At 62.6% G+C, this 26,471-nt stretch carries 25 protein-coding genes and 1 tRNA gene; 14 read left to right on the top strand and 12 right to left on the bottom strand.

All coding sequences use genetic code 11. The features are described 5' to 3' along the window. Positions 1-8 precede the first annotated feature (8 nt). From HRF45_01000 to HRF45_01030, 7 genes are all read right to left on the bottom strand, one after another. Positions 9-1,298 carry a Ni/Fe hydrogenase subunit alpha gene (locus HRF45_01000; GenBank protein ID MEP0765107.1) on the bottom strand — a complete coding sequence of 430 codons (1,290 nt, stop codon included), beginning with the start codon at positions 1,296-1,298 and terminating at the stop codon, positions 9-11. Continuing rightward, on the bottom strand, positions 1,288-2,067 hold the full coding sequence (locus HRF45_01005; GenBank protein MEP0765108.1) for an oxidoreductase: 780 nt from the start codon (positions 2,065-2,067) through the stop codon (positions 1,288-1,290). The genes HRF45_01000 and HRF45_01005 overlap by 11 nt, the downstream gene beginning before the upstream one ends. Further along, positions 2,064-2,909, bottom strand: coding sequence for an FAD/NAD(P)-binding protein (locus tag HRF45_01010; GenBank protein ID MEP0765109.1), 846 nt, complete (start codon positions 2,907-2,909; stop codon positions 2,064-2,066). The genes HRF45_01005 and HRF45_01010 overlap by 4 nt, the downstream gene beginning before the upstream one ends. Positions 2,910-2,919: 10 nt before the next feature. Further along, the gene (locus HRF45_01015) at positions 2,920-3,381 is read right to left on the bottom strand and encodes a cyclic nucleotide-binding domain-containing protein (GenBank protein MEP0765110.1); all 462 of its coding nucleotides are present in this window, start codon (positions 3,379-3,381) and stop codon (positions 2,920-2,922) included. Between the two features lie 8 nt (positions 3,382-3,389). Beyond that, on the bottom strand, positions 3,390-4,583 hold the full coding sequence (locus tag HRF45_01020; protein MEP0765111.1) for a 4Fe-4S dicluster domain-containing protein: 1,194 nt from the start codon (positions 4,581-4,583) through the stop codon (positions 3,390-3,392). A 283-nt stretch (positions 4,584-4,866) separates the two neighbouring features. Beyond that, positions 4,867-5,082: a hypothetical protein gene (locus HRF45_01025; protein MEP0765112.1), complete on the bottom strand. Its 216-nt coding sequence runs from the start codon at positions 5,080-5,082 to the stop codon at positions 4,867-4,869. Positions 5,083-5,230: 148 nt separating this feature from the next. Further along, positions 5,231-6,994, bottom strand: a complete 1,764-nt coding sequence (locus HRF45_01030; protein ID MEP0765113.1) for a M61 family metallopeptidase — start codon at positions 6,992-6,994, stop codon at positions 5,231-5,233. Between the two features lie 109 nt (positions 6,995-7,103). On the opposite strand from HRF45_01030, the gene HRF45_01035 reads away from it, so the two are divergent. Further along, positions 7,104-7,505 (top strand): DUF2752 domain-containing protein, encoded by a 402-nt coding sequence (locus HRF45_01035; protein ID MEP0765114.1) that lies wholly within the window; start codon positions 7,104-7,106, stop codon positions 7,503-7,505. A 1-nt stretch (position 7,506) separates the two neighbouring features. Here HRF45_01035 and HRF45_01040 read toward each other — a convergent pair whose 3' ends face one another. After that, on the bottom strand, positions 7,507-7,794 hold the full coding sequence (locus tag HRF45_01040) for a hypothetical protein (protein MEP0765115.1): 288 nt from the start codon (positions 7,792-7,794) through the stop codon (positions 7,507-7,509). A 245-nt stretch (positions 7,795-8,039) separates the two neighbouring features. On the opposite strand from HRF45_01040, the gene HRF45_01045 reads away from it, so the two are divergent. From HRF45_01045 to HRF45_01090, 10 genes are all read left to right on the top strand, one after another. After that, entirely contained in the window at positions 8,040-8,792 is a 753-nt protein-coding gene (locus HRF45_01045; protein MEP0765116.1) for an ATP-binding cassette domain-containing protein, read from the top strand. Beyond that, on the top strand, positions 8,789-9,982 hold the full coding sequence (locus HRF45_01050) for an ABC transporter permease (GenBank protein MEP0765117.1): 1,194 nt from the start codon (positions 8,789-8,791) through the stop codon (positions 9,980-9,982). The genes HRF45_01045 and HRF45_01050 overlap by 4 nt, the downstream gene beginning before the upstream one ends. Positions 9,983-9,984: 2 nt before the next feature. Next, complete coding sequence (locus HRF45_01055; GenBank protein MEP0765118.1) at positions 9,985-11,244, top strand: ABC transporter permease; 1,260 nt, start codon at positions 9,985-9,987, stop codon at positions 11,242-11,244. Positions 11,245-11,534: 290 nt separating this feature from the next. Then, positions 11,535-11,927, top strand: coding sequence for a hypothetical protein (locus HRF45_01060; protein MEP0765119.1), 393 nt, complete (start codon positions 11,535-11,537; stop codon positions 11,925-11,927). Positions 11,928-11,973: 46 nt separating this feature from the next. Continuing rightward, positions 11,974-12,049: transfer RNA gene (locus tag HRF45_01065), tRNA-Cys, on the top strand. A 129-nt stretch (positions 12,050-12,178) separates the two neighbouring features. Further along, positions 12,179-12,826 carry a hypothetical protein gene (locus HRF45_01070; protein ID MEP0765120.1) on the top strand — a complete coding sequence of 216 codons (648 nt, stop codon included), beginning with the start codon at positions 12,179-12,181 and terminating at the stop codon, positions 12,824-12,826. After that, positions 12,724-13,326 carry an SMC-Scp complex subunit ScpB gene (gene scpB / locus HRF45_01075; protein ID MEP0765121.1) on the top strand — a complete coding sequence of 201 codons (603 nt, stop codon included), beginning with the start codon at positions 12,724-12,726 and terminating at the stop codon, positions 13,324-13,326. The genes HRF45_01070 and scpB overlap by 103 nt, the downstream gene beginning before the upstream one ends. Next, positions 13,323-14,474 (top strand): D-alanyl-D-alanine carboxypeptidase, encoded by a 1,152-nt coding sequence (locus HRF45_01080; GenBank protein MEP0765122.1) that lies wholly within the window; start codon positions 13,323-13,325, stop codon positions 14,472-14,474. Before scpB ends, HRF45_01080 begins: the two co-directional genes overlap by 4 nt. Further along, the gene (locus tag HRF45_01085; GenBank protein ID MEP0765123.1) at positions 14,467-15,192 is read left to right on the top strand and encodes an rRNA pseudouridine synthase; all 726 of its coding nucleotides are present in this window, start codon (positions 14,467-14,469) and stop codon (positions 15,190-15,192) included. The genes HRF45_01080 and HRF45_01085 overlap by 8 nt, the downstream gene beginning before the upstream one ends. Beyond that, positions 15,189-15,992: an ABC transporter substrate-binding protein gene (locus tag HRF45_01090; protein ID MEP0765124.1), complete on the top strand. Its 804-nt coding sequence runs from the start codon at positions 15,189-15,191 to the stop codon at positions 15,990-15,992. Before HRF45_01085 ends, HRF45_01090 begins: the two co-directional genes overlap by 4 nt. Here the strand turns inward: HRF45_01090 and HRF45_01095 are convergent. After that, a complete protein-coding gene (locus HRF45_01095; protein MEP0765125.1) occupies positions 15,989-16,567 on the bottom strand; it encodes a hypothetical protein in 579 nt (192 codons plus the stop codon). The two genes, HRF45_01090 and HRF45_01095, sit on opposite strands and share 4 nt — an antisense overlap. Positions 16,568-16,951: 384 nt before the next feature. After that, the gene (locus HRF45_01100; GenBank protein MEP0765126.1) at positions 16,952-18,103 is read right to left on the bottom strand and encodes a hypothetical protein; all 1,152 of its coding nucleotides are present in this window, start codon (positions 18,101-18,103) and stop codon (positions 16,952-16,954) included. Between the two features lie 176 nt (positions 18,104-18,279). On the opposite strand from HRF45_01100, the gene HRF45_01105 reads away from it, so the two are divergent. The 3 genes from HRF45_01105 (at position 18,280) to HRF45_01115 (ending at position 23,593) form a co-directional block, all read left to right on the top strand. Further along, positions 18,280-21,747: a HEAT repeat domain-containing protein gene (locus HRF45_01105; protein MEP0765127.1), complete on the top strand. Its 3,468-nt coding sequence runs from the start codon at positions 18,280-18,282 to the stop codon at positions 21,745-21,747. A gap of 96 nt (positions 21,748-21,843) precedes the next feature. Further along, positions 21,844-22,716, top strand: coding sequence for a nucleoside hydrolase (locus HRF45_01110; protein ID MEP0765128.1), 873 nt, complete (start codon positions 21,844-21,846; stop codon positions 22,714-22,716). Positions 22,717-22,723: 7 nt separating this feature from the next. Beyond that, a complete protein-coding gene (locus HRF45_01115) occupies positions 22,724-23,593 on the top strand; it encodes a pseudouridine-5'-phosphate glycosidase (GenBank protein ID MEP0765129.1) in 870 nt (289 codons plus the stop codon). On the opposite strand, the gene HRF45_01120 is transcribed toward HRF45_01115, so the two are convergent. Beyond that, positions 23,590-24,702 (bottom strand): redoxin family protein, encoded by a 1,113-nt coding sequence (locus HRF45_01120; protein MEP0765130.1) that lies wholly within the window; start codon positions 24,700-24,702, stop codon positions 23,590-23,592. The two genes, HRF45_01115 and HRF45_01120, sit on opposite strands and share 4 nt — an antisense overlap. Before the next feature lie 103 nt (positions 24,703-24,805). Continuing rightward, positions 24,806-26,263: a hypothetical protein gene (locus tag HRF45_01125; GenBank protein ID MEP0765131.1), complete on the bottom strand. Its 1,458-nt coding sequence runs from the start codon at positions 26,261-26,263 to the stop codon at positions 24,806-24,808. Positions 26,264-26,471 lie beyond the last annotated feature (208 nt).

The following is a 26,471-nucleotide window of genomic DNA, read 5'->3' on the forward strand; positions in this document are numbered from 1 at the left end:
TGCTACTCCTAATCTCGGATGATGTTCAGCTTCAAGAAGTGCGTTGCACACGAAATGCATGGATCGTAGTTGCGGACTGTCATCTCACAGCGTTTGGTCAGCTCGTCATCGGGCAGATTCATAAACTGACGCACAACATGTTCGAGGTCCGCCTCGATCGTAGGCTGGTTCTGAGAGGTGGGCGGTACGATCTGTGCGTCCACTATAAGACCTTCGTTGTCCACGCTGTATCGGTGGTAGCAGATACCACGGGGTGCTTCCGTGCAGCCATAGCCCGTCGCAGCACTCACTTCATATTCCACGCACGGCGCTTCCGGTGGCTCGTACTGCTCTATGATTGCCAGTGCCTCGTCGCACGCGTGGAGCGTCTCTACGGCCCGGACCGCGATACTCATAAAGGGATTGCGGCAGTCCTTCTTCAGCCCGGCCTCCAACGCCGCCTGTCGGGCGATGGGTCGCAGCTTGTCGAAGTTGAGGTTGTAGCGGGCAAGCGGTCCGACCTTGTACGCCCCACCGTCCTTGTTCCTGGACTGAAGCGCATTCGAATGGGCGACATGCTGCTCGGCAAAGTGTGCGTCGTATTCGCGTATCGCGATGTTCAGCCCCTTGTTCGAGACCAATCGGCCCTCGCAGAACGGGTACTCGTCCGGGTGGCTGAGGGCGACGAACTCGTAATCACGCTCGACATCCGGGAAGGGAAGGGAAGCAGTCCAGCTGACAGCATCCAGCGCAATGTCTCTGGCAGGTTTCAGCTTCTCTGCCAGTTCGTCCAGTTCTCGGCGAGAGGGGGTGCGATAGAACCCACCCACTCTCACATTCACCGGATGAATCTCCCTGCCACCGAGAAGCGCCACGATCTCGTTGCCAGCCTTCTTGAGTTGCAGCGCCTTCTGCACGAGCTCGGGGTGATCCTTGGAGACGGCAATCACGTCGGGATAGCCGAGGAAGTCCGGGGCGTGCAACATGAAGATGTGCAGGACATGGCTTTCGATCCACTCACCGCAGTAGATCAGTCGTCGCAGGGCTCGAAGCTGCCCTCCGACCTCTACACCAAAGGCATCCTCCATCGCGTGAACTGCGCTCATCTGGTAAGCGATGGGACAGATGCCACAGATGCGCGCCGTGATGTCCGGCGCTTCCCGATGATCCCGTCCGCGAAGGAACGCTTCGAAGAAGCGAGGCGGCTCGAAGATGCGGAACTTGACGTCCTGTACCTGGCCGTTCTTGATTCGAACAGTCAGCGCGCCCTCCCCCTCGACGCGCGTCATGTAGTCCACCTTGATCCGTCTATTGCTCATGGGCCTCGCTCTCCGCACGGAAGGGCTCCGCATAGGCGTTGTAGCTTCGGAACATGCGTACCAGCTCGCGGTTATGCTTGCCGTGTTCCCCGAACCAGTGGGCAAGGGAACTGGTGTTAGGCGTCTCCTTGGGCCCGAAGCAACCGTAGCAGCCGCGGTCGTACGCGGGACAGATCGCCCCGCAACCCGCCTGCGTGACGGGCCCGAGACAGGCAGTGCCGTGCGCGACCATCACGCAGACAGTCCCGCGACGCTTGCACTCCATGCACACGCTGTATGCGGGCACATTCGGCTTGCGCCCCGCCAGGAACGCGGCGATGACCTCGATGAGTTGGCTCTTGTTGATCGGGCATCCGCGGAGCTCGAAGTCCACCTTCACGTGGTCCGCAATCGGTGTGGACTTTCCGAGCGTGTCTATGTACTCCGGCGAAGCGTAGACGATCCGCGTGAAGTCCTTCACGTCGCGGAAATTACGGAGTGCCTGAATACCACCAGCAGTCGCACACGCTCCTATCGTAATCAGCGTCTTGGAGGATCGCCGTATCCCGTGTATCCGCTCGGCATCGTGCGGAGTAGTAATCGAGCCCTCCACCAGCGACACGTCGTACGGTCCTTTCACGAACGTGTCGGTAGCCTCCGGGAAGTAGCATATCTGCACCGCCTCGGCGACCGCGAGCAGCTCGTCCTCGCAGTCCAATAGCGACAGCTGACACCCGTCGCAGGACGCGAACTTCCACACCGCCAGTTTTGGTTTCTTACCGTCACTCATAGCTCACGCTTTCCGAGTAGCGGACTCACGCGCTCATACGAGAACACAGGCCCGTCCTTGCACACGAAAGTGGGACCGTACTGACATCTCCCACACAGGCCGACCCCGCACTTCATGTTTCGCTCCTGTGATAGGAAGATACGGTCGGGAGAGACGCCGTGGTTCACCAGTTCGCGAGCACAGAAGCGCATCATGACTTCCGGCCCGCACACGAGCGCGACTACGTCTACCGGGTCGAAACCTGCCCGTGGAATTAGCGTAGTCACCACACCCACGTTGCCCTTCCATCCTGGCTCCGCTCGGTCAACGGTGACACGCACCGATACATCCAGGCGGCCCCTCCACTTTTCGAGCTCTTTGCGAAACAACATGTCGTGCGGCGTCCGGGTACCGTAAAGGATCACTAGACGCCCAAGTTCCTGGCGATGCGCAAGTCCCCAATAGATGGCGGGACGAAGAGGGGCAAGACCGATCCCTCCTGCAATTACTAGCAGGTCGTTACCCCTAGCTGTCTCCATGGGCCACGCGCTGCCATAGGGGCCACGCACACCGATCATGTCACCCTTGCCCATCGCTTGCATCGCCTTGGTGACAGGTCCGACAGCGCGTATGGTGTGCACCAACTTCTCGGGCTTCGCCGGGTCACCACTGATAGAGATGGGTACCTCGCCCACTCCCATGGCATACAGCATGTTGAACTGCCCCGGCTCGAAGGTGATCGGGCCGCCGCCATCCGCGGGCTCCAACTCGATGGTGAAAGTGTCGTGTGTGTCCCTGACGTATCGGGTGATGGCGAACGGACGGGGCAGGAGAACGTCAGGGGCGACTGCGGCTAGCGCCATACCAAAGACCTCACGGCGTCACCCTGTACACGTCGAGGAGCTGCAGTCGAGTCGCCTCCAATCGCTCCACCACCACATGCCCGAAGCGTTTGAGGATCTCGTAGCCCAGATGGTGATCTGCTTCGCACTTCGTGCGAAGGCACGTCGCATCGAGTGCAATAGCTCGCACCAAGTCCAAACACCGTGCGTCGAAATGCCACTTGTAGGGCCAAATAAGCCAAGACCAACCTAGGATATCGCCTTCGCCGAGCGTCTGCACGACGAGGGGCCCGCGATCATGCGTGTTGATCTCCAGCGCGACGCTACCTGCACGAATCAGGAAGAACTGCGTCGCCTCGTCGCCCTCACGGCAAATGAACTCCCCCTCACTGAACCGGACGTTCGAGGCGCACCCGACCAGCAGCTCGATGTGCTGCGGTTCCAAATCGCGAAAGAACTTGTGCTCCCTAAGAATCCTCTCCAGCGTCTCCATCTTGCTCCCTATCCCGGGCGATCAACGCCTCCGACGATCGCCGCGGCCTCCTCTGTGATGTCAATGCCGACCGGGCACCACACGATGCATCGCCCGCATCCCACGCACCCGAATGAACCGAACTGATCTTGCCATGTCGAGAGCTTGTGCATCAGCCACTGCCGATAGCGGGATGCAACGGAATCGCGCACGTGCCCTCCATGAATATACGAGAACTCCTGGCTGAAGCACGAGTCCCACAGACGTCTGCGCTCCGCATTCTCGTTCGTCAAATCGCTGTGATCTTCGATCGTCATGCAGAAGCAGGTTGGGCACACCATCGTGCAGTTGCCGCACGAGAGGCATCGCTTGGCAACCTGCGCCCAGCGGGGATGCTCGTGGCTCCCCGCAAGCTTCTCGGCAAGTCCACGCGTGTTCAGCGCACGACCCATCTGGTAAGCGGCCCTGGCAACCTCCGCATCGGCGGCCTTACGCTCGGCCTCTTTCACCGGCCGAGTGGACAACTCGGCAAGAATCTCGTGCCCCGAGTCGCTCCCGGCTTCGAGCACGAAATAGTGCTCATCACCATCGAGAACTTCGGTCAGGGCCAGATCGAAGCCGCTCGCTGCCTTGGGCCCCGTGTCCATGGACACGCAGAAGCAGCAACCTTTCGCCTCACTGCAGTTCACCGCTATGATCAGGGCATTCCTACGGCGCGCCCGGTAGCGCTCGTCTGCATAGGGCCCTTCCAGCATCACGCGATCCATGATGCGGATGCCAGCGACGTCGCACGAGCGGACGCCGAGGAACGCATACTTCTCAGTCGGCAGCGGCTCAGAGGTGATGGCGATCCGGCCGTTCTCCCTGCGAACCCGCATCAAGGTCGTCACCGGCGGGTTCAGGAAGCGCTTCCACGAGTGCTGTCCGACCACGTAGCCGAACAAACGCTGATCGCTTCGCTTCTCGATGCGGTAGCTGCCTGGTGCATGAACGTCCGTCCAGCCGATGGGGAGGTCGTTTTCGCCGGTAATGCGATCGATGGTGATGGTTCCTTCGCGCAGTACCGGCCCTAGAATCCGATAGTCACGTCTCTCCAGTGCGTCAAGCAGCGTGTGGAAGGCCGAGCGCGGCAGCACCACGGCATCATGAGCGTGCCGGTGTACGGACTCTTGCGATGGGGTACTGCTCTCTGGTTGAGATGTACGGCTCGCGTCTTTGCTCATGACACTCCCGGGCGGACTCCTGAACCGTCGCAATAACCGGTGGTTTCGGTCGGCTCCGGGATCGCCCGGTGATAAGTTACCGTATTTGCGCAATAATACGCAAACCGGACGGGGCGTCCGACCCGGTACCTAATGCGGGCACAAAAACGTAAGTCCACCCACACGTCGGACCGTCCCCTAGACCGGGTCGGCAGCCTCCGACCGGCGCAATCTGCCGTTCACATCGGTGTTGTGACTTTGGCCGCGGGCCTCCGTGAGGCCCCGACCAGCGCACAAGCCCGCTCTACTTGACCTCGGGGACCTTGAGCGACTTGAACGTCTCCTCGTTGATGAACTTGAACAGCTTGGTCCCGTCCACCGTCGCAGTTACGGCATAGCGGACCTGCTTGCCCTTGGAGGTCTTGCGTTCCATCTTCTGCTTCTTGATGTCCTTCTCGGCCACCTCGACGGGCTGTCGTGTCTTCACATTGTAGAACTGCATTGTATCCTCACTCTCCACCAATTTGGCTCTTCCGGCGGTCAGGGACGGCCCCGATCCGTGGAGCCCGGGTCAGGATGAATTTGACCTTCCGTTCCTTCCGCACCCTCCTGCCAGATTCCTTCCTGCACCTGTGCGTTTTTTGGGTACAAGATCGGGTTCGATGAACCTACCGCTTCAGCCAGCCGTCGAGGACACGCTGTTGCAGCGGCGTTGGGTTGGGTGCGAGCGATAGGGAAGCGCCGGAGTAGGTCCGCGAGCCCATTGTGCCGGCCAGCGACAGCTTCTCGCTCCGACGCAGCGCCGAGATGGCCACGTCCGTACCTGCAGCGATGCCTGCCAACGGGTCCACACGCCCGCGTGCGTCGGTGCCGTTCACCGAGACGATGAAGTCCCCCGGCTGAAGCCCCATCACCTCTGCCATCGAGTTCGGGCTCACCTCCTGCACCCGCGGGTAGGCCTGAGCGTTGGCCAGCACCAGCGTCAGCCCCGATTCGCCTTGCTCGCCACTTCCATATTGCAACCCCGCGGCCGTGAACACCTCGCCATAGGGCAGTTCCTCCGTCGTGCGCGCCAGGCGCGTATAGAGGGGGGTGAAGTCGAGCCCCGTCACTTCGTTGATTGCGACAAGGATGCCGTCTTCGTCATAACCGGGTTTGGGAGGATTGTGCTTCTTCATCATGTGCCGCATCACGTCGTCCAGCGATTTCTCGCCGCCGGTCCGAGTGCGGATGGACAAATCGAGCAGCAGACCCATCAGAAAGCCCTTGTTGTAGTAGCTCAGGTTGCCGTAGCCCTGGCTTCCGCCCTCCCAAGCCCGACGGCTAGCCTCCTCGGCGGTGTATTTCAGCCTATCGCTGCTGCCCTGCAGTGTCTCTATTTGGTTCGTGATGGTCCGCAGCCACTGATCGCGGTCAATCATGCCGGATCGGTAGAGAGTCAGATCGCCGTAGTAGCTGGTCACCCCCTCGGCGAACCATAGGTTGCCCGTCCGCTGCGGCCCCGTGTAGTCGAACGGGCCGAGAAGCTTGGGCCGAATCCGCTTTACGTTCCACAGGTGGAAAAACTCGTGCGAAGCAAGCCACCGCAAGTCCAAGTCGGCGTTGTTCTGCACGTTGAGCGTGGTGGAGGCGCGGTGTTCCAGCCCTCCGCCGAAGCTCCCAGTATCCAAATGGATGTTCCAGAAGTACCGCTTCATGGGCGCCCCACCGAACATCGCGATCTGGGTCTCGGCAATCAGCTTCAGGTCGGAGACGATCTTGTCGGCGTTGGGCCGCATCTCGCCGCGATACGTGAACGTCGCGAACATCGGCACCCCCGCCGCCTGGAAGTCCACACGCTTGAAGTAGCCCAGTTCGAACGGACTGTCCACCAGCTCGTCGTAGTCCTGCGCCACGAACTCGCTCTCGCGGCCACCGGGGTCTAGGGCAGTCGCAATATTCCAGCCACTGGGCAGGTCGAATCGAATAGCGACCGGCTCCTGGGTACGCCCCGTGGGGTACATGCACAGCGAGGCGGGGTTGATGAAACCGTTGCGCTCGCTGAGGTGGGAGCCGAAGAAGCCGAAACCGGCATCGTTCCCCCGCACCTGGTACTCCACTACCACTCCCGCCGCACCTCGGTTCTCGATCCTCCAAACCCTGTCGCCTGCTTCGGCCACCTCCAGCCTCACGCCCGAGGTCGTCTTGGCCGAAACGCGCCGGATGTTCTTGTGGTACTCGGTCAGCACATACCAGCCGGGGCACCACGCCGGGATGCGCACATCCAAAGGCGAGTTGTGCACGTCGCGAACGCTCATCGAAACGTGATAGCTCTTTGCACCCAAGTCCGGCGTCACGACGTACGTGATGGCCGGCTGCTGCCCCGCGAGCGTGGCGCAGAGCGTGAGCAGAGCGAGAGCGATCGAGACGACGGTCCGGCGAAGCGGGATCATTGAGACTCCTAAGGTGTTCCACGGTGGGAGTGGTTGCACCTCATGCTACACTACGAACGTGAACGCGGTCGAGTCGTCCCGTCAACGGCCTCTCGTTCGAACGGTTCCCATGCCCCGCAAGCGCCTGGTGGCCGAGGTGGCCCTGCTGGTTCTCTGCGGGGGCATGGTGCTCGTCGCGGCGCTCCTGACGCCCTCGCCAACCGGGACTGGGACGCACACTCAGCTTGGCATGCCGCCCTGCGGGTTTTTGGTCGTTTACCACAAGCCTTGCCCATCGTGCGGGCTGACGACCGCGTTCAGCAACATGGCGAGAGGAAACGTCAGCGCCGCGTTTCGGGCGCATCCGGCTGGGCCGATGGCCTTTCTGTACGCCTTGGGCTGCGGCCTCGTCAGCCTCTATTCGGTGGCAACGGGGCGACGGGTGGTCATCCGGGATGAATGGGCGGTGAAGTCGTTCGTCATCGTAGCGGGTGGGGTAATGGTGGTGGGGGCGGTGCGGCTCTTCCTCTAGCCTATGCGGCGGCGAACGGGTCCCATCCGGTGGCGAACCAGGCTGCCCAGAGAACGAGGTAGCTCACGATCCCCACACGCACCCATTTTCGGACGAACTCCTCGTCGCGCCGCCGGTACCATTCGCAGCCCACGGCTGCACCCAGCAGCGTGAGCACCTTGACCCCCGCAAACGTTGCCCAGTGGTGATTAAGCAGCGGAGCCATCAGAGGGTTTAGCTCGCGACACAGCCCGGAGCCGACAAGCAGGATGGTGACCACCATGTCTGCAAGGCCGATGGCCAGCAACACCAAGGTCTCCGGAAGTGGTCTCGTGAAGGCTTTCATCCCGACCGGGTCGCTGCAATCCCCGTGCCGTTGGCCCCAGTCTTTCCCCCTGGCAAAGACTCCCGCCCCCCATGCTTTGGCATCAGAGTGCAGCAGCAATGCCGAAGTAGGAACCGCTCCAGCAGCGGAGGCATCGGGATTGATTACGCGAACGGCGCCGAGGATCGCAGAAACGGACCAGCCCCACTGCCTGGTACACTACGCACGAAATGGTGCGCGCCGAGGGCCTCGTCAAGACCTTCTTCGACAAAAGGAGGGGCGATGTGCACGCTCTCGAAGATGCATCGTTCGAGTGCCATCCCGGCGAGATATTCGGCGTTCTGGGTGTAAACGGGGCGGGGAAGACCACCCTCCTCCGCATCCTCGCCACCATCATCGAACCGACGGCAGGTAGTGCCACGGTCGCCGGCTACGACATTCGCAGCCAAGCCCAACAGGTCCGCCAGAGCATCGGCTTTCTCTCCACCACAACCGCGCTCTACGGCCGCCTCACTCCCCGCGAGATGATCCGCTACATCGCCGGCCTCTACGGCCTGCAGGGACGCAACCTAGAGGAGCGCACAAACAGCGTCATCCACCGCCTGGGCATCGCCGACTTCGCGGACCGTCTGTGCGACAAGCTGTCCACGGGTCAGAAGCAGCGTGTTTCCATCGCCCGCACCATCGTGCACGACCCGCCTGTCATCTTCTTCGACGAGCCCACCGTCGGCTTGGACGTGGTCACCTCCCGCACCATCATTCGCTTCATCGAGGAGTGCCGCGCGCAGGGCAAGACCGTCATCTTCTCCACGCACATCATGAGCGAGGCCGAGCGCTTGTGCGACCGCATCGCGGTCATCCACGAGGGCCGCATCACCGCCTGCGGCCCGCTAGAGCAACTGCGCGCAACCACAGGCGAGACTCAGATGGAGAAGGTGTTCCTCGCCCTCATCGGCATTCGCGACGAAGAGGACCTCGCGTGAGAACCACCCTTCTGCTGCTGGCCAAGGAACTGCACGAGTTCGTACGCGACCGCCGCGTGCTGGTCGGTGCGATCCTGCTGCCGGTGGGCTTGGTGGTGGTGATCTCGCTGTTCCTTGGCGCCCTGCATGGGTTTCTGGACAAGCCGGGCGAGTCCGAGATCGCGGTGCTCAACGCCTCCCTCGGCAAACCCCTTCTGGAGATGGACGTCGCCAAGCAAGCCTTCCGAACGCGGAGCGTGCCGACCCTGGAGGAAGGTTTGGTGTTGGTCCGCGAGAAGGATGTGCGGATGCTTGTGGCGTTCGAGGGGGACGTTGCGAGTGCGATCGGCGGCGGCAAGCCCGTGGAGGTAAAGGCCTACCTAGACAAGAAGAGCCTGCCCGCGCAGCTTGCTCTGGCCAGGCTGGAGGCCGCAGCCCAGACGCTGAACGCTAAGCGCCGTGCAGAGGTGCTTGCGAATAAGCGACTTCGAGAGCAAGACCTGGAACCCATTCGAGTAGAGACGGTGGCTACCACCGAAGCCAAGGAGTTCGGCGGTGACATCGTGTCCACGCTGCTACCCTATCTCCTGGTGGTGTTCGCGTTCTTCGGTGGAATGAGCCTCGCCGCAGACTCGGTAGCCGGCGAAAAGGAGCGCGGCACGCTGGAGACGCTACTGGTCTCGCCTGCGGGCCGTGTGCAGATCGCGCTGGGCAAGCTCCTCTCAATGGCATTGGTATGCCTCGCCAGTTCCATCTCGGGGCTCGTGGGGTTGCTCATCGTCGTACTGCCGGGGTTCGAACTGTCGAAGCCTCTGCTCAAGGGGGGCATCCACGTGTCGCTGGGTGGCACGTTGACCTCGCTCCTGACGATGCTGCCGCTGGTCGTGATGTTCGCGGCGGTGCTCACCGCGGTGTCCGCCTTTTCAAGAAACCAGCGCGAGGCGAACACATACACCTCGGCCATCAGCTTCGTCGTGATGGTCCCCGCGATTGCCAGCCAGTTCATCGGCTTCACGGACCTCGCCTCGAAGCTCTGGATAGGCTTCGTGCCCGTGCTCAACTCCGCGATGGTCATCCGCCAAATCCTGATGGGCGAGTTGAACTGGACGATGTTCGCTCTCACGATGTTGACCTCGTGCGTGCTCGCAGGCGCCGCGTTCCTGGCGGTCGTACTGATGTTCCGTCGGGAATCGGTGTTGTTCCGGGTGTGAGCATGCCCAACGCGCTGAAGGTGTATCGCAAGGAAATGCGCGAGGCGCTGCGCGACAAGCGAGTGATTCTGACATCGCTGGTTAGCCCGTTTGCCGCGGTCATCGTGGCGTTCGCGGGTTTCGCCCTCTTGGCCTCCGACATCCAGGAGGCGAGCCAGACTGGTACCCAGCCTCCACGGCATGCCAAGGTCGGTGGTCCGGAGCGTGTTCGCGTCGGCTTGGTCGGCCCGAGTGCGCCGGTGTTCCTCGATCTGGTGCGAGAGCAGGTTGCCGCTGATTCCACGGCGCAGCTCACCTACTACCGTTTCACTGAGAGACCGGAAGCGGAGTGCGCGATGGCAGCCGGGCAATGCGACGTCGTGTTGGTACTGAGCGGTAACCCGGACGAAGACCTGTACCTGGAGCGTACTGCGCAGGCGACCGTTATCACCAAGTCCGGCTCGCCGAACTCTGTGCGGGCTTCTCGGGTGATCATGAACGCGCTCGGGTCGGTGGACAGCTTGGTAGTCGGGCGTAGGCTCCAAGCGCACGGGGTGAGCCCGGAGGCGGCTCGCGCAGTCGCCATTGGGTTGGAGAGCCTAGAAGCGGCGCCGACAAGCGCTCCAGCGGAGCCTTCGGTCCTCGCGCTGTTTCTGCCGTACCTTCTCGTCCTCGCCACCTTCTTCGGGGGGGTGCCCACGGCCTTCGACGCCGTGGCCGGAGAAAAGGAGCGCGGAACGCTCGAGACGGCTCTCGTAAGTCCGGTCGGGCGCGGCGACCTAGTGTGGGGCAAGTTCCTGGCCGTGCTGACGGCGTGCATCATGGCAGGAGTGAGTGCGCTTGCAGGTGTGGTGCTTGCGTCCAACAGCGGCATTCCCCCACTGCGCCCGGTGATAGGGTCCAGTTTCTCCTGGTCACCCGTGTTCCTTTCCCTGGGTGTGATGGTGCCGTTGGGAGTGTTCTTCTCTGCGATGTTGCTGATCGTCTCGAGCTACGCACGCAATCAGCGCGAGGCGCAGACCTACCTTATGCCCCTCAGCCTAGCCGTGATGCTTCCTGCGATGTACAGCATCTTCGGAGGGTTCGGGGAGTTGCCGGACGGTCTTGTGGCGGCGCTGGTTCCGGTGTACAACTGCACGGCACTGGTGCGGATGCAGATCGAGGGCGGCACGCCGCTCGAGTTCGTAGCGCTTGCTCTGGGGTCGTGCTCGGTGTATGCCGTCGTTGGTGTGGCGGTGGCCGAGCGCATTTTTCGGCGCGAGTCGGTTCTGCTGCGGATGTAGGTGGAGTGGGCGCCATGCCCCGGTCGCTCGGGCGGCCTACGCTGGGGCCGACGTTGTGCAGGCGCTTGCTCGGTAGCTGCCTAGGACGTCTGCGCTACGCAACTGGATTCCCGGCTCCGCGGGAATGACAAATGGTATCAGCCTTCGCATAGTAAGTTTCATTCCCGCGAGAGCGGGAATCCAGTGCACTGCCCCGCCGCATAGTGAACCGCACCGTACACGGACTTGTCGGCACACTCTGCCTGACGCCGGCGCGGACGACGGCGTCCATCCTAACAGGGAGGCAAGCCATGCATTACAACCGCAGAATGGTAGCGGGCGCTATCGCGCTCGCACTCGTCCTTGTGTTGGTCGCAACATCGCTCGATGCCCAAGTGATGCGCGGCAGCCGAATGACCGTCATCGCGCCTTCGACCGCCACCCGAGACGTTGCCAGGCAGGTGATGCGCCAGTCAGGTTGGTCGGAAGCCAAGCCGAAGCAGGCTGACGGCGTGCTCGTGGTGGTACGAAGCTCGATGCACGATCCGCTGTTCACGAGCAGCAGGTCGTGTTTCTGCGACCTCCGGAAGAACGCAGAGCGGCAACCCAACTTAAGCGGCTCGAAGTACCACATCTACGTATACCGCCTGAACGACGATCTGACCGTGACAGAGGTCAAGCACACCACCCGAGACGCGAAGTGATCCGACCTCGCCTCGCCGGCCTTCTAGGTATAATTGGCTCAGACGGGGCGCCGTACCCAAGTGGCTAAGGGAAGGGTCTGCAAAACCCTCATTCAGCGGTTCGATTCCGCTCGGCGCCTCCAGTGCATTGGAGGCCGGCGATACCAGCACCCGCACGCAGCAAGGATGCACCCTCGGTAGGCTATCTCGGACCCGGGACCGCTCCACCCGTCACGGTCCGCTCGGAGGAGTTCGAGGGTCCACTAGAGCGTTTGATCCAACTGGTCCGGGAGTGCCGAATCCAGCTTGCAGGCATTCCGCTCGCTCCCATCTGCCTCGAGTACGTGCGCTACCTCGAGGAGACCGGCTGCAGCGAGATTGACAGGGCTTCTGCAGGCATGTTCGGCCTTGCGTACTTGGTCGAGCGCAAGGCGTGGGGCATGATCCCTGAGGATGCAGAGCCGGACGAACTCGAGTCTGAAATCGGCATCGAGCCTACCGCCTCCATCTTCGCTCCCGCCATCGAAGCGTTGGCAGCAGCGAAGGAGATGCGGGACCTGCTTTTCTTCCGGCAGCAAGTTGCGGCGGACGGAACCTACGAGCTGCCACTGGACCTCTCCAGCGTGAAGACCGAAGACCTGGCGAGGGCGCTGAAGCGGCTGCTGGAGCGCGCGGCGGAAGAACCGGAAGGACTCCCAGCGCGGCCACGCTTCTCGATGGCCGAACTGACCCAGCGCGTACTGGCGGCAGTGACTGCGGAATCACCGGTCGAGTTCGAGAGGCTACTTCCTGAAGACTACACACGAATGGACGTTGTATGGCACTTTCTGGCGGTTTTGGAGAGCGTGAGACTGGGCTTCTGTCGAGTAACGGTTCGGGACGAGAGGATCTTTCTCCTGAGCCCCGAGAAGACGGCCTAGCCAAGCTGACTGCGACGGTGGAGTGCGTGCTCTTCGTCGCGGGTGAGCCTGTTCCTCTGAAGGCACTCGCTGACCTGTGTGGTGCGCCGCAGTCCGAGGTGCAGGCCGCGCTCGACGCATTGCGAAAGAGGCTCGACGGTACGAGTGGGCTGCACCTGGTCGAGATCGCGGGGGGCTTCCAGCTAGCCACTAAGCCAGAATTCGCCGACACGGTGGCGGCCTACCTGAACCCTCGTAAGCGCAAGTTGTCGCGAGCAGCGCTCGAGACGTTGGCCGTGATCGCCTACCGTCAACCCATCACGCTTGCAGAACTGGAGGCGGTCCGCGGCGTCAATAGCGATCACTCGGTCAAGATCCTGATGGAGATGGGACTCGTGGAAGCGACAGGGCGAAAGGACACCGTCGGAAGGCCGTACACCTACGGTACCACCGACCAGTTCCTCCACCAGTTCAACCTGGTGTCGCTCGAGCATCTGCCGCCCATCGAAGCGGAGACGTGAGGCTCGCCGTCGTCCTGCTGTTGTGCGCCTGTGCTCTCTGCCACGGGCAGAAGGGCGCGGAAATCCAAGCGGCGTCCTACATCGCAATCGACGCTGCAAGCGGAGCGGTCCTCTTCGAGAAAGCAGCCGACGTTCGGCGATACCCGGCGAGTACGACAAAGATCATGACGGCGCTGCTCGTGCTGGAGTCGTGCGACCTCGACTCCATCGTGACGGCTCCACCGGACTTCACTTTCGTCGGCGAGAGCTCGATGAACCTTCAGCCCGGCGAACGCATCTCTGTCCGAGATCTTCTTTACTGCATTCTCCTGCGGTCGGCCAACGACGGCTGCCAGCTTGCTGCCCTTCACGTCTCAGGTTCGGAAGAAGCTTTCTGCGCCAAGATGAACCAGCGCGCGCGACGCCTTGGTGCAGTCAACACCAACTTCGTGAACCCGCACGGCCTGCACGACGACCGCCACTACAGCACGGCCCGAGACCTCGCACTAATCGCCCGGGAGGCGATGCGCTCGCCTTTCTTCCGACACGTGGTCGCGACGCGCAAGCACCGAGTCGACCGTAGCGTGAACGGCGAGGACTTGTGGATGATCAACCGCAACCGCCTTCTCGGCCCGGGCTCGAAGGTCGACGGAATCAAGACCGGCTACACGGCCAAGTCGGGGCACTGCTTCGTGGGCAGCGCGGAGCAGGGGGGCTTTCGCGTTATCACGGTGGTTCTCGACAGCCCCGATTGGCGGGCCGACACCCTGGCACTGATAGACCGGTGCTTTGCGTCGTACGACCGGACCGAGGTTCTGCCCAGTCGTCACGTCTCCGGTAGGGCGCTCGTGCGCGGAGGTACTGCACCGACGGTTGCGGCACTCACCGCGCGCGAGGCCTACGCGCTTGTCCCGCGTTCATCGCCGTCCAAGCCCGAGATCAAGGTGAACCTCAACGAGGTTCGGGCTCCCGTAGCACCTGGGCAGAAGTTGGGAGAACTACAGGTCGTTCATGCCGGACAGGTGGTGGACGCGGTACCGCTGATTGCTGCCGAACGGGTGGGCGTGTCGATGCAGTCTTCCATCTCCGGATGGTCTGCGTGGACGTTGCTCTTCGGGGTGTTCGCGGTGGCCGCGTGGCGCCTGCTGCGCTGGAACCCAGGTGGCTGAGCGTCTCCAGAAGCTGTTGGCTGCTGCAGGATTCGGCTCGCGACGCGCCTGCGAGGTGCTGATCCTCGAAGGGCGAGTCAGCGTGAACGGCAAAGTAGTCACAGAGCTAGGAACGAAGGCCGACCTCTCCTCAGACGTCATCGAGGTAGATGGAAAGCCGATACATCGTCCGAGACTGCTGTACGTACTGATGAACAAGCCACCAGGCTACGTTACGACCGTAAAGGACCCCCACGCAAGTCGCTCGGTGATGCAGCTACTTCCAGAGTTGCCCGCACGTGTCTTTCCCGTCGGTAGGCTGGACAAAGATACCGCCGGGGTGCTGCTATTTACGAACGACGGCGCGCTGGCGAACCGATTGATGCATCCCAGCCACGGTGTGCGCAAGACTTACCGAGCCGTCGTGGGCAGTACGCCCTCCGATGCCGCACTCGAACGCCTTCGCAAAGGAGTGCGACTGGAGGACGGGATGACGGCACCGGCCGAGGTCAGAGTGCTTGGCCAGGACCGGAAGTCGGGCCGCTGCACGCTAGAGCTAGTCCTCAAGGAGGGCCGGAAGCGACAAGTGCGACGTATGTTGGAGGCAGTGGGGCACCCAGTCGAAGAGCTCGTGCGTACCCGATTTGGGCCGCTCTCGGCCTACCGGCTACCCAAGGGGGCTTGCCGGATGCTCTCCAAGGCGGAAGTAGAACGACTGCAAAAGATCGTGAGCCGATGAGATCCCTTTTTTGCCTCGTTGTCATGGTGCTATTGCTCGCCGGATGTGCGGAGCGTCAGCGCTCGGGGAAGACGGAAGGAGTGGTGACGCTCTCACCCGCTCTGACCGAGGTGGTGTTCGCCGTCGGCAGAGGCGACCGTCTCGTAGGCATCACGACTGCGTGCGACTATCCCCCGGAGGTCGAACGTATCCCGCGAGTAACCGACTACCGCTTGAATGTGGAGGCCGTGGTCGCTGCGGGCCCATCGCTGGTGCTCGCGGACATGACGGTGAACAACCCTGACGAGGTATCGCGGTTGGAGTCGCTCGGAGTGCGGGTGGAACGCTTTACACCGACGTCCGTCGCAGCTACGGCTGAGATGATCCGCACCGTAGGACGGCTTCTCGGTGCCTCGGAGAAGGGCGCGGAGGTTGCGCGTGAGCTGGAGTCCGCAGGGCAAAGGCTCGCTTCGCCACCGAAGGTAGTGTTCACTTTGGGGAAAGATGGTCTGTACGTGGCGGGCTCCGATTCGCTTACCGCGGATTGCGTGCGCCGGGCAGGCGGCGAGGTCACTGCCGATCATCAGGCGAAGTTCTATCCCGCCAGCCGCGAGTCGGTGCTCTTCTCCGACCCCGACGTCATTTTCACTACCGGAGACCCCAAGGAATTCCTGGAGGACCCACTGTGGCAGTCTTGCAAGGCTGTAGCCAACAGGTCCGTGTATCATGTGGATGCATCGCTGGCCACACGCCCTGGACCACGGTTGGCAGAAGCGATTCGTGTGATGTCGGAAGTTCTGTCGAAACTGGCGAGCCGCTAGAGCTCGGATGCAGCGAGTAGCATCTGCTGGATGGCTTCGTCGGCTCTAGCCTCGAGGTCTGCCAGTACCGCGTGACGACGAGCGATCTCTCTCGCCCGGTTCAGGATGTTCAGCGCAGTGATCAGGTCCCCGGCAGCCTCTGCGGTTTGCCCCCATGCGATGAGGTACTCCGCGGCGAGCACCTCGTTGTTCGATCGGGTTGCGATCTCCACGGCGGCGGAGAGGCAGTCTGCCGAGAAATCGTATGCCTCGAGCAAGCGATAGGCCTCCCCGAGGCGACACAGGCAGCGAGCACGAAACTCGTGGTCGGCTTGTAGGGTAGGGGGCAGAAGGGTGAAGTGCTCCTCGAGCCCACGCTCGAGATAGCGAATCAACGCTTCCCAGTCGCCTATGTGGCCATGGCAGATACCGATGTTGTAGAGGGCTTCGGCTCGCGACCGAGCGTTGGCACCTGACTCCTCCAGGCTGACGAGAGCGTCAAGCCAACGAGTGATGGCGCCCTGGTAGTCCGCCTTCTCGTAGAGGGCTCTGCCTTCCGCGTCGGCCTGAGACCATGCTTGCGTATCAGATTGCATCCGAAGAGTCCTTCATGCCCAGACGACGATATCCAAACTCATCCGGTTCCCGCCGCTCGACCGCCCGGCGACTTCCTGTCGGCGCGGACAAATGAAGGACCAATCCTCCAGTTCCTATTGTACCCCCGACTCCAGGATTGCGCATCTGGTCATAACACAAAATGTGGCCTTCACCTCCACGCAGTCTCCAACATCTTGACGGTTGGAAGTCCGCTGTACCTACCCTTTGCTCACTGTTCGCCCTATCGGTGCCGCAGATTCCCAGTCGAAAGGCCCTCTCGCACATTGTCGGGACCGCGGCATGCCCGGCACCCCATTTCGGAGCCCGCACTCCCCCAAACCGTGGTCCGGTAGGGGCGGCGGTTCGGCCTCCCCTACCGAGTTCTAGTCGCTCTTGATCGTTAGCTTCTTTCCGTCCAACATGAAAGACATCGTGATCTGGCTGCCGGGCCCGCCGCGAATGCCAACCATGTTCCGCTGCTTAGGTGTCAGGTCGCTCAGCTTGAGATACCCCTGCTTTTCGTGGAGTGCCCACTGCTTTGGCGTGATGCTGTCCATCAACTGCCGAACGTCTCCGCCTCGAAACTCGAACGAGTCTCGGAAGGAGGGCACGTCCTTCAGCATCTCGCGGAGGTCGGGCATGTCCTTGAACAGTTCCTTCAGCGCGGGCACCTCGCCGACCCTCTCACGAATGCGAGGTATCTCCAGCTTCAACTCTCGGTCCAGGTAGCCGCGTTCGCGGAGCCACTCCTCCATCTGCTTGCGTTTCTCGGGGGTGAGGTCCTTCCGCCATTCGAACTCGCGCACACGGTCCGGCGTAAAGAGACGCGGAGCCTCTTTGAACTCGAAGCCCGGAACATCGCCTCGTCTCTCCAGTTCCTTGGCGAGTTTCTCGAGCTGTTCGGCGCTTTTGCGTAGTTCATCACCTAGCTTTGCCCAGTCCCCGCCGTCACCGTCTCGTTCCTTGGCCGACTCGCGAAGCGCTTTGGCGGTTTCGCGTAGTGCCTCCGCAATACTGTCCGATTTCGGGAGATCGAATTGGACCCGTCCCGAGTCGTCCGTCCGGAATTTGGGGGCAAGATCGAACAGGGTGCCGGCCTGTGGGGTCTGGATCAGCAGGCCTCGCCGCTTCAAATGAACAACGCCTTTCTCCACGGCGAACTGACGGTTGTAGGCGGACGCCAGGATCTCGAGCGCTTCGCGCACGGTCTTCTCCGGCCCGATGCGCAGCGTCACGCGCCGTCCGGCCTCGCCCGGATCCGCGACCACGATGTCCAAGTCCCGGCACGCATCGAGGCCCGTCAGAATCTCAATGGCGGTTTTGAGGTCGGCATTGTCCAGCGACAGTGTCGTGCCAAGCTTGCGGTCAAGGGCTGCAGGGGCCTGCACTACCGCTTTTACCGTCTTGGCAATTTGCACTCCGGACTTCCCACTATCGGTTTTCGATGCATCCTGCTGCGAAATCGCGAACACCAGCCCTAGCGAGGCCGCAAGGATTCCCGCGGGCACAAGCAGGCGAGCTGCTGAAACGCTCATGTCTATCCTCCTGCGTTCTGACATGCCACGACGGCCTAGGGTCGACCGACGCGGCACGAGGCATCAATTGACCCTAAGGTTCTATCTGCAGTACGGCTAAGGTCTCCGGCGGAGTTCCGGGCGCAGGGACGGCTAGGTCGAGGCCGAATCCGGCAGGCAACAGGAGGTTGCTTTATATGTTGATGTTCCCGGTTCTCGGGGTGGTCCTCGGCATCTGCACGTTCTCGTGGGCGGACGTGGAATGGAAAACCTTTGGCACGATGCGCCTCGGCGAAGCCGACGTACCCATCCGTTTCCCGGCGGACGCCGTGGTCCCGGTGAACGCACAGGGCCCGCGCTTCGGGCACGGGGGCTGGACGTACGAGATCAACCAATGGGGCAATCTGGGGCGCGCCTATCTGGGTCGCGGCGGATGGGATGAGTTTGCCAAGGAGTACGAGACGGCGATGGAGCACATCCGCACGGGAACACCGAACGTGTGGCGCGCCAAATGCACCGTCTTCACCACCCTAGACCTCCTGTACGAAGACGCCGACGGGGTGCTCCACCGTCAGTGGGTGAAGATGGATCCCGAAGACCTCGACCTGTGCCGTGAAACCTTCGCCCGATGGAAGACACTCGTCGAGGTGTTCTCAGGCGGAAACCTGAAGGTCGAGATAGACTTCAACATCGAGGACCAGCCGGTAAGGGGGCAGTATCGCGGCAACGAGTCGTGGTCGTTCGACCCGCGGGTTGCGGGCGAGGTGTACTACCGAGGCCTCATCAACCGCGGGGACTTCGACTGCATCCTGTTCTTTTGGTACCCGGGCCCTTCCACGGCCTTCTCGTTCGGAGGCACGGCCGGCCGGACGAACGGGGCCACGCAGGCCTACGTACTGCTCTCGCATGGACGCGAGTTGGGGCCACGCATAGGCCACACGGAAGCTATGCTACACGAGTGGTACCACCAGATCGAGGGTACCTACGGGCTTTGGGGATACGGCGGACCGGAGTATAGCTGGCTACCACACCTGCATTCTGCCGAACAAAACGGGTACGCGGTGGACCAAGCAGGCCACACGGGGTGGTACTCGTGGATGCGAGATCTGTTCCGCTACTCCGTGCGCCCGGGTATGTGGCTGAAGATGAGCAACCGTCGCGAGCCGGACTACGTGGCGGTGGCCAAGCAGACATATACTACGGACGAACCGGTACCTGTCTCTTGGGGCGACGTCCGCGATGACCCTTGGGCAAAGCTGCCCTATCTAACACCTGACACCATTGCGAAGCGTCTAGGTGTGTCGGGCATCGAGATTAAGCACACCCAAACCGACGTGTGCTTCGTGCCCTCGGAGACGGGGAGCATCCTCTCAGTCGTGCGCCAAGAGCCGGACCCCGAGAACTCTATCCTGGATAACCAGCTCAACTTCTTGCGCGAGGGCATGGCAACGTTCCGCTATCGTGCCGGTGATCAGGTTCGGCAGATGCTGTTCGTGCGCTGGGACCTGATAGACATGGTTGTGGCGGCGCTGGCCGACCACCCCGTTGGCACTCAGCCGCCAGCGAACGTACTCGGATACCTGACGGTGGATGCCAAGATGATGGTAGTGCTGGACACCGCGATGGACCGCGACACCCTCGCGGAGACCGGCCTGCTCCGAGTCGGCACGGCCGGAGTGCCGGTGGACGTGCAGTTCTCCGGGGCAGCTGCAGCGGGCCAGGAGATCGCACCCCGCATCGAGTGCGACGTTCCCGGCCTGTCGCCGTGGGCACTGTACGAGTGGGGCACGGACCGACCCATGGAGCGAACGGCGTCGGGGTTCCGCTTCACGCCGCCAGCCAACGTGTCCGCTGCGGTGTACGAGGCGAGGGCGGCTCGCGCCACGGGCGAGGTCGTCTCGCGTCCCATCACCGTGCATGTACTCGACGCCTTGCACGTACGCCTTCTACCCGTCGGGACATCCAGGGTGTCCGGCAGAGAGCACAGACTAAAGCTGGAGCTGCGGAGCAAGGAGGCCGGAGATGCACGGGTGCAGTGGGACCTCCCGACAGGTTGGCGACCCATCGGGGATACGCCTTCGATCGTGAGATTGCAGGTGAATGCACTAACCACAGTGGAGTATGCCTTCGACGTGACGGGAGCTCCCGAGGGACCCACCACGGTGCGTGCCATGGTGGAGGTCGGCGGCAGGGTGTTCCCGGCGGAGGTGGCTCTCGAAGTCTTCCGACAGCCAGTGCTGCAGCATGACGATTTCGAGACGGACCTCGGGGGCTGGGGCACCCTTAGACACGATCTTGCGGGCTGGACAGTCGAGGCCGTAACCGATGCAGAGCGTGGCGGTAACGTCCTGTCCATCACGGACCAGGGTGGGACCCACTGGGGGCGGGTGAATGCCTTCGGCAAATACCTGCCCAACGCACAACCCGACCCTGCCGGGCCCGGCTACGATGCGAGCGTCTACCGCTTCGTGGAGTTGTATCTGAAGACCACGAGCCGCGAGTCGTGCGGGCTGATCGTGACCCTTGCGGACCAAAAACGCTACGCCGTGATGCTCACCGGCCGCCACCGCGAGCAGTGGGGCGAGAGTATGGAGTTGCCTCGGGCACGCTTCGTCGCCGATGGTACGTGGCAGCGGGTGGTGTACGATCTGGGCGGCGCGCTCGAGAAGGCCATCGGTAGTCCCGGACCGCACATCGTGACGGACATCGGATTCGGCGACCCGCGGAAGTTCTGTAGCAACCAGTGGTTCTCGTCCGATCGCATCACCTACTACGTGGACGACTTTCGCATCTTGCAGCAGGCTGAGGTTGGCGAGGAGGCCCCGCTGCTCGAAGCGGCGCCGAGTTTCGAGTCCGCAGATGCGCTCCTGCGCGCTGCCGCCTGCGCGCGCATCAAAGCCGATTCCCCGCTCTCGGATATCCAGACTGCGGCAAAGCTGCTATCCGACGTCAACGCGACGGTGCGGCTGAACGCCGCCGCCGTCTTCACGCGTGTTAGGCATCCCGAAGTCGAGCCTGCGCTGATTCAGGAGATCATGGATACGGACGCGCGGGTGGCCGAGTATGCCGCGCGCGCACTCGCGTTCCAGGACACGGAGAGGGCGAAGGTGGCCCTGCGAGAGGGTGTTGCGAAGGCATTGTCAGGCTACACGCGCGGGGTCATTGCCGAGCTGCTTGCCGAAAAAAACGACACGAAGGCGCTGGCAGGAATCGGCTCGCTCATGAACTCGTCTGACATCGCCGGCCGGGTGGCAGCCTGTCGCGCGCTCGGCAAGATGGGTGGTCAGGGCGGCCACGTGTTCCTACTCGGCTTCTTGAACGACCCAGACCCGAACGTGCGCGCGGCGGCGGCACGTGCCGTATCCGACCCATCGCTCGTGGGGCTGGACGTCCGCCTGGCCGATGCAGTGCAGCACGAGACCTCGGATCTGGTGCGGGCTGAAGCAGGCGCGGCGCTCTTGCTCTCCAACAAGCCCGCCATGGTGGAAGTCGGCATTTCGTTGCTGAAACACCCCAACCCGGACATCCGCGAGCTGGTGGTGTCCCGAGTGGGGCAGATCGGTCGAAAGGAGTGGGCCGAGAGAGTGCGTCCGCTCGCGGAGGATGCCAACCCGGAGGTTCGTGAAGCGGCTCGCCGTGCGCTTCGTCGGCTGCAGGGCGAGTAGGGGCTAGGGAACTGATGAGCCGGCGCATCGCGTGCTTGCAATGGAAGGAAGCGCGAGAGACTCGCGCAGTGCCAATCCACTCCTCGGGAGGGTGAGATGAAGTCGCTTTGGATGGCCCTGATGTGTGTGGCGGTATCGGCCTGGTCAGCCAAGCCGGTCGTGGTCGTCACCGACTGCGGCAACTGGGTGGACGACCAATTGGCCATCGTGTACTTGCTGGCCTCGCCATCGGTCGAGGTCAAAGGCATCGTGGCCTCGCACTACGGTGCGCCCGGCACTGCGAAGTTGGCGAAGGAAGCGGTCACCAAGCTGCTCGCCGACCTCGGTTCACAGGTGCCCGTGTGGCAAGGTGCGGAGGTGTCGCTCGCCGAAAAGCCGGATCAACCTGCCTCGGAGGGGGCACTCCAGATCGCCACGCTCGCCAAGCAGGGCCGACTGGACGTGCTCTGCTTCTCGGCCGCCACGGATGTGGCCCAAGCTCTGAAAGAGGGCGCCGCAGCGAAGGCACAGGTGTATTGGGTTGGCGGAGGACCGCTGCCGAAGGGCGGACGCGGCGACTTCAACCTGGCGAACGACGTGAGGGCGGCACAGATGCTGTTCGAATCGCCGGTGACGCTCTATTGGATGCCCGCGGTAGGCGTGGCTGATGCCATCAAGCTGACCGGCACCGAGGTCCGCGAGCGCTTCGCGGACTATGGCACGCCCGGCAAGTTGCTGAAAGAAGTGGCTGCGACCATGGGCCGATCGCCTGCCTCGCTATGGGACCTCAGCCTGGCAGGGGTGTACGTCCGGCCGGGGCTGGGAATCACGGAGACCAAACCTGCTCCGGAGATCACGGAAGACTTCCGGCTCGTAGAGCGCAAGCGTGGCAAGGACGTGGTGGTGTTCACTCGCGTGCGTGTGGAGCCGGTGCTGCACGACTTCGAGAACGCTCTGAAGGCATGGGCGAAGCGTGAGCGCGACCGTTAGCGAGTGCGTGCGCGACGCGGTTGCCGCAAGGCGTCCGGTGGTCGCACTGGAGACCGCGGTGCTCACCCATGGACTGCCGAAGCCGCTCGGCATAGAAACGGTACTGCAACAGGTCGCCGCTATCGAGCAGGAGCACGCGGTAGCGGCGGTTGTGGGCCTGCTGGACGGTAAGGCGAAGGTTGGGCTGACGAACGACGAGTTGCTGCGGCTAAGGGAGCAGGACGAACCGCAGAAGGTAAACCTGCAGAACCTGTCCGTCGCGTGTCACGCCGGGGCGTGCGGGGGCACGACCGTCTCGGCCACGATGCATCTTGCCCACCGCGTCGGAATCAAAGTGATGGCAACTGGTGGAATCGGGGGCGTGCATCGTGGCGGGCAGGACGTGTCCACCGACCTCATGGCATTGGCTTCCATCCCCATGGTCGTGGTGTGCAGCGGGCCGAAGGCGGTGCTGGACGTCCCGACGACACTAGAGCGCCTGGAGGCGAGCGGTGTGCCGGTGGTCGGGTACCGCACTGACAGGATTCCGGCGTTCTACTGTGCTAATAGCGGCTACGCTGCCACGGGAAGGGTGGACTCCCCGGAAGCTGCGGCCTCGGTCTTCCGTGAGCAGATGGATCTGGCCGTGCGCAGCGCGGTGCTGCTCTGCCAGCCGCCGCCCCAGGACGCTGCTTTGCCCTGGCATGTGGTGCAACGTGCGGTGGATCAGGCAGAGGACGCCTGCGCACGAGAAGGAGTGGAGGGCAGAGAGGTAACACCGCGGCTGTTGGAAGCCGTCACGCTCGCCCTGCACGGCGAAAACCTGCGAACGAACGCGGCGCTCCTCGTCGCCAATGCTCGGCTGGCCGCTCAGGTCGCCTGCGCCTTGGCCCGCTAGGGCTCGACGCACGAGCTACTAAAGGTGAACGAGTATAACTCCACTCCCGCCGCCTGTGGCGTGAGGGTGAGCACGTGCTCTCCGTGCTTCGGGTTCACGACGAGGCTGTACATCCGCCCTTCGGCCACTTCCACGTAGCAGTTGCTCTGCTCGTCGAAGCGCGCATCTTGCCCCGCACTGGCCTTGTTCAGTGGTTTGCCGTCTTGCGTGACGAGCAATCGAATCGGCTGTGCCCCACCAGACTTCAGCACTGCATTCACCTCGGTCGCCTTATAGCTCAGCTCGATTGCAGCAGGCATCCCTTCCGCCCGAACGCTCTCGGGCCCGCAGTACCACTTGCCCGACAGGTATATGCGCCCAGCGTCGCGCGGCTGTTCCTTTGAAAACACCACCACCTGCCCTTGACGGTAGAACGCATCCTGCCCGAAGTGGCCGCTCTGGTACCCGCGGCTGCCCGCGTAGAGCTCGGGGGTAGTCGGGTAGCACACCGCGCCCGGCCTATCAGTCTCACGGACCGACTCCATAATCGGAGGCAGTTCGCCCGAATAGCCCGCGTCGCGCAACAGCGCCTGGATGCGTTTCTCTGTCGTCCCGTAGCCACCCTCCCCGATGTGGTCGTACACGATCTTGCCATTCTTGTCAATCAGGTACTTGCGTGGCCAATAGCGGTTGGCGTAGGCGGACCAGTTCTCGTACTCGTTGTCGAGGAGTATCGGGAAGGCGAGACCAAACCGCTGCGCGGCAGCCGAAACCCTCTCCTTCGACTTCGCGAACTCGAACTCGGGAGTGTGTATCCCGACTATGACGAGCCCCTTGTCAGCATATCTGCGATACCATTCGGTCAGGTAGGGAAAGGTGCGAATGCAGTTCACGCAGGTGTACTCCCAGAAGTCCACCAGCACGACCTTGCCGCGAAGGTCCTTGATGCTCAGGGGCTTACTGTTCAGCCAGTCGTCCGTACCTCCGACGAACTCTGGCGCGTTCACAACGGGGTAGCTAATGGATGCCAGTTTGCTGTCTCCTTCGGCTCTACCGCACCCGGTCGGAAGCATACACAACACGGCGAGGAGAGGCAGGAACCCGAGCACGCGAGCGGAGCAGATATACATGCAGCTTCAAACGAGTTCCCGCCGGTAAGGGTTGCCTATGAATGGGCGCCCCGGAGCTAGTGCTCCGGGGCGCGTTCCCTAGTGCCGACCCGAACGTCCGGGCCTATCGGAGCAGCGCGAGGACCGATTGAGGAGCAGCGTTGGCCTGCGCTAGCACCGATAGGCCGGACTGCTGGAGGATTTGCAGCTTGGTGAAGCTGGTGATCTCGTTGGCTAAATCGAGGTCGCGAATCTGCGACTCGGTCGCCGATAGGTTCTCCCTGGCAACGCCTAGTGACCGGATGTTGGACTCCAGTACGTTGCGGGTGAACGAGCCGATCGACGCTCGAAGCGACGACACCTCTTCGATGGCGGCGTCCACGATAGCGAGCGCCTCCGTCGCACCTGCCGAGGTAGTCACGTCTACAGTACTTAAGTTCTTTCCACTGAACACCGTGTCGCCAAGATTGGCGGTCGCGATGTTCATAAGCGAAAGGGCAGTGGTGTTGTTGGCGTTGGCGCCAATTTGGAACTGCGCCATGCCGGCGGTGATCTGCGCCACGGCGACCGCGGTTGTTCCCAGGGAGCTGTTGCCCTGTTCGGTGAGCAGCAGTACGTTACCGTAGCGGTCGGTAAGGCGCAGTCCAGTGTCCCCGGCGTTGCGGCCGCCTGTAAAAAGCACCGTCTCGACACCCGAGGCAGTAGTTACCGATACGCTGACCTGCGCGTCCCGGGCAGTCACTGTCACCGAATCGGCGCTCGCGATCATGTCCGTCTTGTCGTACAAGGTAATGCCGTAGCGGCTGCCGTAGTTGGTTTGGCTGAGGCGCACGAACACCTGGGTAGCCGATGCGAACGAGGCCTCGGCAGTAACGCCCGTGCTCTTGCTCTGCAGGTTGATCTTGGTGATGATCTCCTGCAGGGTCTCCGTCCCGCTGGAGGTGATGGACACGCCATTGATGACGAACGTGCCCGCCGACACGATGCTGGACAGCGCGCCGTAGGTCACGTCCAGCGTGGTGGAGGCTCGCGTCGCGCTGGTCACGATGGCCACCGACACCAGCCCGTCCGACTGTACCGAGTTGCCGTTGAACGTGCCGCCGATGTTGATGGCCGCCAGTATCGAGGTGTCCGTCACGCTCGACGAGATGCCCGACGAGCCGTCCAGCAGCCGCTTACCACCGAACTGTGTCGTCGAGGCGATGCGGTCAATCGTAGCGATGATAGAGTTGATCTGATTTTGGTTGGCCTGTAGCGCTGCTTGGTCCAGCACACCGGTGTTAGCCGAAGCCACGGCGAGGGAGCGGGCGTCGCGCAGCAGCCGATTCACCTCGTCTAGCGCCCCTTCCGCCGTCTTTGCGAAGTTCGTGGCGTCCTGGGCGTTGCGAATCGCCTGGTCGATGCCTCCGATCTGCGCGCGGAGGCTCTCCGAGATGATCAGTCCTGCTGGGTCGTCGGCCGCCGTAGAGATGCGGAGGCCCGTGGACAGACGCGTCACACTCTTCGAGAACTCACTCTCGATCATGTTCAGGTTGCGCAACGCATTGAGCGCCGATGTATTGGTGTTGATTCGGAACCCCACTGCTTATCCTCCATGATGCCGTGCCCCTCGCTCCTTCGCGGGCCTCCTCCGGGCGGCTGCACGCCCTTCGGGATTGCGCCGATACACCCTCAGGCCCTTCGGCGCTCTGGCTCCTTCTGGGGGGCCACGGCTGTTTGCTGGCAGGTTCTTTCCACGGCTGTCAAAGCTGCTACCATGCAAAGATGCCGGGATCGTCAGTTCTTCAAAA

The sequence above is a fragment of the Fimbriimonadia bacterium genome (assembly GCA_039961735.1).
Classification (GTDB): Bacteria; Armatimonadota; Fimbriimonadia; order Fimbriimonadales; family JABRVX01; genus JABRVX01.